This window comes from Pinirhizobacter sp. (assembly GCF_035317885.1).
GTDB lineage: Bacteria > Pseudomonadota > Gammaproteobacteria > Xanthomonadales > Rhodanobacteraceae > Pinirhizobacter.
In genome coordinates, this window is record NZ_DATHFX010000269.1 from 1 (window position 1) to 5279 (window position 5279).

Below are 5279 nucleotides of genomic sequence, written 5' to 3' on the forward strand. Positions count from 1 at the left end.
AGATGCGCGGCATCGAGCGGTGTGAAGTCGATCAGCGATTCCAGCAAAATCGGATCATAGCGGTGGGCATTGCGCGTGATCGTGTCGCGCGCGGTGGCGAACGCCAGCAGCAGCTGTTCCAACGCCACGCCTTCGATCGCCGCGGTCTGCTCGCCGGCTGCAGGACGCAGCACCATGCGGTAGCTGGGGCGGCCCAGGCCACTGGTGTTCAGAGCCTTGGTCACGCCCTGGAGCCAGGCCTCCATCATGGCCGGATCCTGCCAGTGGGCATCGGTGAGGGCTGGTTGCTCCAGCATACCGGTGAAAGCGGCCGTGTCGTACCGGTGCGCCATGCGATCGATCTGGTCGAGCGCGGACTGGTAATCCTTCAGCAGCTTTTCCAGGGCCTCGCCGGTAATCGGCGGCGCGACCGGGCTGTAAACCAGGCTGGCATTGTCCACCGCGCTGGAAATCAGGTAGTTGTTCAAGGTGGCGTCGTCCTTGATGTACATCTCCTGCTTGCCTTGCTTCACCTTGTACAGCGGCGGCAGGCCGATGTAGATGTGGCCGCGCTCGATGAGCTCGGGCATCTGCCGGTAGAAGAAGGTAAGCAGCAGCGTTCGGATGTGGGATCCGTCCACGTCCGCGTCCGTCATGATGATGATGTGGTGGTAGCGGAGCTTGTCGGGGTTGTACTCGTCTTTCCCGATGCCCGTGCCCAGCGCGGTAATCAGCGTGCCGACCTCGGCCGAGCTGATCATCTTCTCGAAGCGGGCTTTCTCCACGTTGAGGATCTTGCCCTTCAACGGCAGCACGGCCTGGGTCTTGCGGTTGCGGCCCTGCTTTGCCGAACCACCGGCGGAGTCACCCTCGACCAGGAACAGTTCCGATAGTGCCGGGTCCTTTTCCTGGCAGTCGGCGAGCTTGCCCGGCAGGCCGGCGATATCCAGCGCACCCTTGCGGCGGGTCATTTCGCGGGCCTTGCGCGCCGCTTCGCGCGCACGGGCAGCGTCGACGACCTTCGAGGCGATGATCTTGGCTTCGGCCGGATGCTCGAGCAGGTATTCGGAGAACTTTTCGTTCACCACCTGCTCCACCACGGTCTTGACCTCGCTGGAGACCAGTTTGTCCTTGGTCTGCGAGGAAAATTTCGGGTCGGGCACCTTCACCGAGAGCACGGCAATCATGCCTTCGCGCATATCGTCGCCGGAAAGGCCAGTTAGCTTGGCGTTCCTGGCCAGCCCTTCCCGCTCGATATAGCCCTGCAGGGTGCGCGTAAGCGCGGTGCGGAAGCCCGTTAGGTGGGTGCCGCCGTCACGCTGCGGGATGTTGTTGGTGAAGCAGAACATCGTTTCCTGGTAGGCATCGGTCCACTGCATGGCGACTTCAACCGTGATGTCGTCCTGCTGGGTATTGATGCTGATCACGTTCGGGTGCAGCGGCTGCTTCAATTCCGACAGGTGCTGCACGAACGAACGGATGCCGCCTTCGTAGGCAAACGTGTCAGTGCGCTCGTTCCGCTCGTCCGACAGGTGGATGGTGACGCCGGAATTGAGGAACGCCAGCTCACGCAGGCGCTTGGCCAGGATGTCGTAGTGGAACTCGTGATTGGTGGTGAAAGTGGCCTTGCTGGGCAGGAAGCGCACCATGGTGCCGCGCAGCGACGACGCTCCAACCGACTTGAGGGGATACAGCGGCTCGCCGTCGGCGTATTCCTGGTTGTATTCCTGGTCGTTGCGATAAATGGTGAGCCACAGCTTGGCGCTAAGGGCATTCACCACAGAGACGCCCACGCCGTGCAGGCCGCCGGACACCTTGTAGGAATTGGCGTCGAACTTGCCGCCGGCATGCAGGACGGTCATGACCACCTCGGCGGTGGACCTGCCCTCTTCCGGATGGGTGTCCACCGGAATACCGCGACCATTGTCGCGAACGCTCACCGAGCCGTCGTCGTGGATGATCACATCGACCCGGTCGCAGTAGCCAGCCAGGGCCTCGTCGATGGCGTTATCCACCACCTCGAACACCATGTGGTGGAGGCCGGTGCCGTCATCGGTGTCGCCGATGTACATGCCAGGACGCTTACGGACGGCATCCAGGCCTTTCAGAACCTTGATGTTGCTTGAATCGTATGTTTGGTCAGTCATGCACCCATCCATGCAAGGCACCGCTGCGCCGGAGGCGCAGATCGGGCATTCGGTCAATTATAGCAGGGCGGCGACCTGGCCTTGTTCCACGTGGAACATCGTGACCTGGGCTGTCTCAAGTGCTTCTGGGACGTCGGTACCGGTAATAAGTACCTGCGTTCGATGCTGGAGAAGCTGCCCCACCACCCACTCTTGATGGGTGCGATCAAGCTCAGATGCAAGATCATCCAGGCAGATAACGGGCCATTCGCCGCGGTTCGCCGCATAAAGCGCTGCCTGCGAAAGCAAGGCGGCCATCGCCGTGAGCTTCTCCTGGCCACGCGACAAATGCTCCCGCAACGGCGCGTTCTCGAAATGAATAGACCAATCTGCCCGGTGGCAGCCGAGCGTGGTGTGGCCACGCCCCAGGTCGCGCTCGCGACGGGCACGCAAGGCCTCATCCAGAGGCAGATCCTCCGGCCAACCCCGGCGATACATCAGTTCAACTGTACCCAACTCCGGAACCAGGGCTGCGGCGTAGTGGTTCAAGTGGAGCCGAAGCTGCTCCAGGTAGGCCCCGCGATGGATATCGATCGCCTGCCCTGACTGGGCCAATTCAGCCTCCCAGGGCTCAAGAAGGCCAAGGTCCAGCGACCCGCCCTGCCGCAGCAGGCTGTTCCGTTGCTTCAGGGCCCGCTGATAGCGGCGCCAAGCCAACAGGAAGTTTTGTTCCACGTGGAACACACCCCAATCGAGGAATCGGCGTCGCTCGTCGGAGGGTCCAGCAATCAGCGCATGCGAACCTGGCTCGAAACAGACGACCGCCGCATGCTGCACCAGGGAGCCGAAGCTGGACGCCGTGGCGCCATCGACCCGCGCCGACCATTTCCCACCTTCCTTGCCAAACCCGAGGCGATGCCGCACACCGGACTCCAGCGACACCTCGGCAAACACCGAAAACCCCGTGGCTCCCCGGCTGACCAGGTTTTCCCGGCTGCCGGCGCGGAAGGAGCCCGCATGGGAAAGGAGGTACGCCGCCTCCAGCACGCTGGTCTTGCCAGCGCCGTTGGCGCCGGTGAAAAGGTTCGCACCCGGCGCCAGGGACAGCGAAACATCGACCAACGATCGAAGGTTGGCGATGCGCAAGGTGTCGATCCTCATCGCCCTACCCCCACAACGAAAGACGCCGGGAGGTCGAAGGACCGTCCCGGCGTCGGCTTCCGGCAAGCGGCTGCCGGAGGTGTCACAGGCGCAACGGCATGATCACGTGGCGGGCGTCCTCGCTGCCCTCTTCCTGCAGCAAACAGCTCGATTGCGCATCGCGCAGGCTCAGACGCACCTTTTCGCCCCGCAGTGCACCCAGCGCGTCGAGTAGGTATCCCACGTTGAAGCCGACGGCCAGATCAGACACGGACGTCTCGCATTCCACTTCCTCGACGGCTTCTTCCTGCTCGGGATTGTGGGCCACGATACGCAACTTGCCGGGGCTCAGTTCCAGCTTCACGCCGCGATATTTCTCGTTGGACAGGATCGCTGCGCGCTGCAGGGCACTACGCAGCACTTCGCGGTCGATCGTGGCCGTCTTGTCGGCACCAAGCGGGATCACTGCCTCGTAGTCCGGGAAACGGCCGTCGATCAGCTTGGAGGTGAACACCACATCCCCACGGCGGACACGCAGATGGTTCCGGCCGAACTCGATCTCGACCGATCCCTCGCCCGTCTCGAACAAACCGACCAGTTCGTTGACGCCCTTGCGCGGGATGATGATCTGGCGGCGTGCGGCCACGGAGCTTTCCAGCTGGGTCTGCTTCAGCGCCAGGCGGTGGCCATCGGTGGCCACGCAACGCAGCGTGTGCTCCTGGAGATCGAGCAACATGCCGTTGAGGTAATAGCGGACGTCCTGGTTGGCCATGGCGAAGGACGTGCGGTCCATCAGGTCTCGGAGGACTTCCTCCGGAAGCGTCACCCGCTCCACCAGCTCGATTTCATCGATCACCGGAAATTCGGTGCTCGGCAACGTGGCCAGGGTGAAGCGGCTGCGTCCGGCATTCAGGGCGACTCGCTCGCCGTTGAGCTTCACATCGATCTTGGCGCCATCGGGAAGGGCCCGGACGATGTCGAAGAGCTTGCGTGCCGGAATGGTTACTTCGCCTTCGTGGACTCCGGTCGCCGGGGTGCTGGCGATCATTTCCACTTCCAGGTCCGTGCCGGTGAATGACACGCGCTCCCCCGAGGCCTGGACCAGCAGGTTGGCAAGTACCGGCAGGGTCTGCCGACGCTCCACCACTCCCACCACCTGTTGCAGGGGCTTTAGCAGAACTTCCCGTTGGATGCTGAATTGCATGCGTCCCCTACTCCTGCTCTTTTGTTTTTAAGATGTATTTAGTGGTAGTTGTAGGTGCTGTGGGTAACTTAAGAAGCCAGATAAATCATTTAAAATCAAAAACTTACATGGAGGCTTCGGATGTATCGTTTGGCTTGCGGACTGTGCGCGACTTGTGGATAAGTCGGGCACCTGTGGTTACCCAACTATTATCCACACCTTGTCAGCCCGTTAATATACGGATCAGCTGTTCCCAATCCTGGCGCATGCGAACGTCCTTTTCGCAGAAACCGCGAATGGTGCGGCAGGCATGCAGCACCGTGGTGTGGTCACGCCCGCCAAAAGCCTCGCCAATCTCCGGCAGGCTGTGCTCAGTCAATTCCTTCGATAGCGCCATGGCCACCTGCCGGGGCCTTGCCAGCGAACGCACGCGACGCTTGGACAAAAGGTCGGACAGCCGCACCTGGTAGTAGTCGGCCACCGTCTTCTGGATGTTCGGCACGGTCACCGCCTGGGCATGCGTGTTGAGCAGGTCCCGCAGGGTTTCTTCGGCGAAATCCGTGGTGATCGGCTTGCCGTAGAAATTCGCCCGGGCGGCCAGCGTGTTGAGCGCGCCTTCCAGGTCGCGCACATTGGAGCGGATCCGGCGGGCCAGCAGCATGGCGACATCTTCGGACACGGCCATGCCCTTGTCGTGCGATTTGGACAACAGGATCGCCGCGCGCGTTTCGAAATCGGGCGGCTCGATCGCCACCGACAAGCCCCAGCCCAGGCGCGATTTCAGGCGCGGCTCGAGCTTGTCCAGCTCCTTCGGGTAGCGGTCGCAGGTCAGGATGATCTGCTGCTTGGCT

Annotated in this window: 4 protein-coding genes; all 4 read right to left on the reverse strand. The window is 62.2% G+C overall.

The window, feature by feature from the left end:
• A partial coding sequence (locus tag VK519_RS08740; protein WP_324349083.1) for a DNA gyrase subunit B occupies positions 1–2126 on the reverse strand: 2126 nt, incomplete at its 3' end.
• A 57-nt stretch (positions 2127–2183) separates the two neighbouring features.
• Positions 2184–3266 carry a DNA replication/repair protein RecF gene (gene recF, locus VK519_RS08745; RefSeq protein WP_324349085.1) on the reverse strand — a complete coding sequence of 361 codons (1083 nt, stop codon included), beginning with the start codon at positions 3264–3266 and terminating at the stop codon, positions 2184–2186.
• 82 nt (positions 3267–3348) lie between these two features.
• Complete coding sequence (dnaN, locus tag VK519_RS08750) at positions 3349–4449, reverse strand: DNA polymerase III subunit beta (protein ID WP_324349087.1); 1101 nt, start codon at positions 4447–4449, stop codon at positions 3349–3351.
• 202 nt (positions 4450–4651) lie between these two features.
• The coding region (locus tag VK519_RS08755) for a chromosomal replication initiator protein DnaA (protein WP_324349089.1) at positions 4652–5279 on the reverse strand (628 nt) is incomplete at its 5' end.